The 3,217-nt window shown below is 57.3% G+C and carries 2 protein-coding genes; both read right to left on the reverse strand.

Annotated features, from left to right (window positions below; genetic code table 11):
• Positions 1 to 969: 969 nt before the first annotated feature.
• Positions 970 to 2,385, reverse strand: coding sequence for a hypothetical protein (locus AC629_RS42000; RefSeq protein ID WP_084810508.1), 1,416 nt, complete (start codon positions 2,383 to 2,385; stop codon positions 970 to 972).
• A gap of 728 nt (positions 2,386 to 3,113) precedes the next feature.
• Positions 3,114 to 3,217 (reverse strand): DUF1993 family protein (locus AC629_RS42005; protein ID WP_143199572.1); only part of this gene is annotated, 104 nt, incomplete at its 5' end.

Raw genomic sequence — 3,217 nt, forward strand, 5'->3', positions numbered from 1 at the left:
GAAGCATTCGATTGGTCGTTTATGCAATGGTATTCACCCCATGTTCTTTGCTCGCCCAACCTGCAGATCTGGGACAATCGGACTTCGACACGGTATCAATAGCTCGTGTCGCTGGGTCAAACGGCAAAAACGTAGCCCTGACATTTCATGCCAACGATGCAGCAAAGTCGCGAGCAAATGCGGATACCCCTCTTCCCTCAAGGGTCACAATTGGAATAGACGGCAAGCCGGTGGACTTCCAAGATGTAACTGGCGTGGGCACGTATACCGCTTATCTGAGGTCCGGCTCGAATAGGCCTCCGGCGACACCGGTCGTTAGGAGGACAAGCTCCACCTCGACAGCGAAGGACTCTCCGGCGACACCGAAAACGGAGTTCGGAATAGAGTTTGTCGACTGCAAGCCTGGCTGCAAAAGCGTGATTTTCCGTACCCGCTGCATCATTTGCGTAAAATCAGTCTCATGGTAGCGGGCTTTCATTCATGACGGGTCCAGATTGGAATGGCGGCTATATCGCAGGTGAGCCGCTTCGCCCTTGGCTAACGAAGGGCGGCGCACCCAGGCTGCGCCGTCCTTTTTGATACCGGCGCCACGATAGCTCGAAGTAGAATTGCTGATGGCCGGCGAGCGCTCCGCGCTCTTCCCTTCGTCAGGCCGCCGCGGGCGCAGGCCCATTTCATGACGTGACAAAATCATTCGGTGCAAGGACCTAAGAGCATGACGATTTTTCTCGACACCAAAAGCGTAAGCAATTCCAGGCTCAGCGACCATTCCGCTTCTTCGGGGATTGGAATATTGACCCGTGGCACAGCTTCTCGAGTCCCACCAACTAACGTTTGAAGGTACTGGAGCTCGACGCATGGTTCTGCTGCAAGCCGGCACGTCGGCGGTCCGCTGACCTTGCGCACCTTCGAGCACGTAGCGCAGACCAAGCTTGCGCCCGACTACGCCGATCGAGACAAAATCGCGCCTTAGTGACAATAGCTGACGTTCACAGCGATCGCATTTGGCACCAAGGTGCCGCTAGCAATGCACGCCATAAGAGCGATTGGCCCATGTAGTGTCTTCACGTCATAGAGTTCAGGCGCTGACGTGGATCCCCACGTCTGAAGTGTTACCCCGGCGTCCTGCGCAAAGCATTTCGTCGCGGCCATCCCCGGCTTAAACATAAAGATGGGAAATGCATTGGGATTGGAGAACTTCTCGACCTCCCACTCCTCGGCGGGCCGACCGGTATAGACGACGCCAGGAGGCGGGAAGACGCCGGTATAGGGAATATATCCCTCCCAGGGGATCTGCGGGACCAGCGTTGCTTGATACTCGGAAGGCATGCAGGTGGGGGGCGGCGGCCCCACGTCTACCGATGCGTAATCGCTTGGTGCGCACGGCGGTAGATTTGAGCCGGCAGTACCACGCGAATCGAATGTATCTTCACCGAGATCCGTGCCGACCTCCATCGCGACGATGAAGCTGATCGTGTAGTACACATTCTTGCCGGCGTATTTGCCTTGGCATGCATTCTCCCAGCCGATCGACATTGGTGAGTAATCCGCAATCCGCTGACCGTATGAGCCGGACTTACCAAGCCCTCCTGCATCCTCACGCTTCAAGCCCTTCGGCCAATAGGGTGTATATTCAAACGTTGAAAGCCTTGCGCCGATTGGGAGCTGCTTGACGCCTGCAAAGAACTTGTCTGCGCCGGCATTCCCGACCCATCCGCAACCGGGATTGTGTACAACGCAGGCGTAGCCCCGGTCCGCGGCCACGCTATCCTTCGTGTCTTGACGGTCGAGGTCTAGGTACTTGACCCCCGCGATGCGCCGATAGGCAATGGGCGGCGGCATGACGGACGCGAGCGTCGCAGGCCCGATCCAGACATAGCCGACCTGCCCTTCCGCAACATACCCATATTTTGCTACGGCACTAGCGGCCTCTTCCGCGTTGACCGTGTAGAAGTGGCCCGCCTGCGGGTTATAGAAACGCAACAACGGCGTCGTGCCCGGCGTCTGTGTCGTGGCGACGTAGCCGGCGATCCGTTCATAGGCGAAGCCCCAGGTCTTGATGACCTGGTTCCCCTCGTCTCGATTGGCCGTGTAAAGGTGATCGGGATGCTTCCCGTCTTTGTTGAGATAGAGCCGATAGAGTGGCGTCGTTCCCACCACCGGACTTGGAAAGAGCCAGCCTTCCGTACCTTCACGCTGCCAATCTCCGTTGGCCGTGATCCGGCTGATCTCGGTCTGGTCGATCGTATAGAGGCGCATGTTGCTCGTGGGCTGCAATAGACGCTGGAACTGCACCGCATCGACTTGCCCTTGGGCCAGCACGCCATAGGGCATCAGGGCTGATGCAAACACGAAGGCTGTAGTAACGCGTGCGAAGGTATTCATAGTAACCTCCTTTCTGAAGCGCAGGCCGAAAGCTCGATATGCATCTGTTGGCGACCGCATGTCATTGATACGTCATTGCTCTTGTTTTGACGGTTAGGGTGCAAACGCTCGGCGGTATGCATCGGTAGCTTCTTCTAATGGCCAAAAGCAAAGACTCCTGATAGCCGCTCGAAGATCTTTTCCAAAGGGCATCAGGTCATGGTACACGGCGTCAACGGATCCCATCCGCCGCCATGATCAACAGACTCTCTGGCATGTCGAAACGCCGTGCCCAGTTTGGTCAGGCCGCGTCATCCGTTCGCGCTTGAATAGTACACGAGTTCTGAAAGACGGAGGACAGGACTCTTGTTGCCAGAATCTGCCCTGACGCGTAGGAGACGCTTGCTTACGCGGCGCAGAAGGACTGGTTGGCCCTATCCGGGCGCGACATCTTCACCAGCCTCAAGACCGACGCATTCACCCTCTTAGTGCGTATCAAATGCCCTTACGGATACGTCCGGCGAGGCTACGACGGTTCCATCGCGAAACTGGGGCATCGTATCGGGGTTCGTCGGAACGGGACGGCGGCTCCGGGTCAGACTCGGAAGTCGTGGCCAGTCCGAGCTATGTTCGGTTTACCGCTAGAAGCGGCGGAAAAGCGGACATCGCCGAAGGTCCGAGAAGCGGAGCGAAGCTGAGGGCGGCCCTTCGAAGCTTGCCAGCTTTTAGGTCGGCTGAAGACTGCTCTCTCACCCCTTCAATTTCAACTTGCCCATGAAATCGCGTTTTCCAAGCGGCGCGCCCTTGTGGCGGAGAATGTCGTAAGCTGTGGTCGCATGGAAAAAGAAGTTCG

The sequence above is a fragment of the Bradyrhizobium sp. NAS80.1 genome, from assembly GCF_001908205.1.
Lineage (GTDB): Bacteria > Pseudomonadota > Alphaproteobacteria > Rhizobiales > Xanthobacteraceae > Bradyrhizobium.

What these genes read in the sequence shown, in the direction of transcription:
- AC629_RS42000 (WP_084810508.1), bottom strand. Translation starts at nt 2,385, where the DNA reads ATGAATACCTTCGCACGCGTTACTACAGCCTTCGTGTTTGCATCAGCC.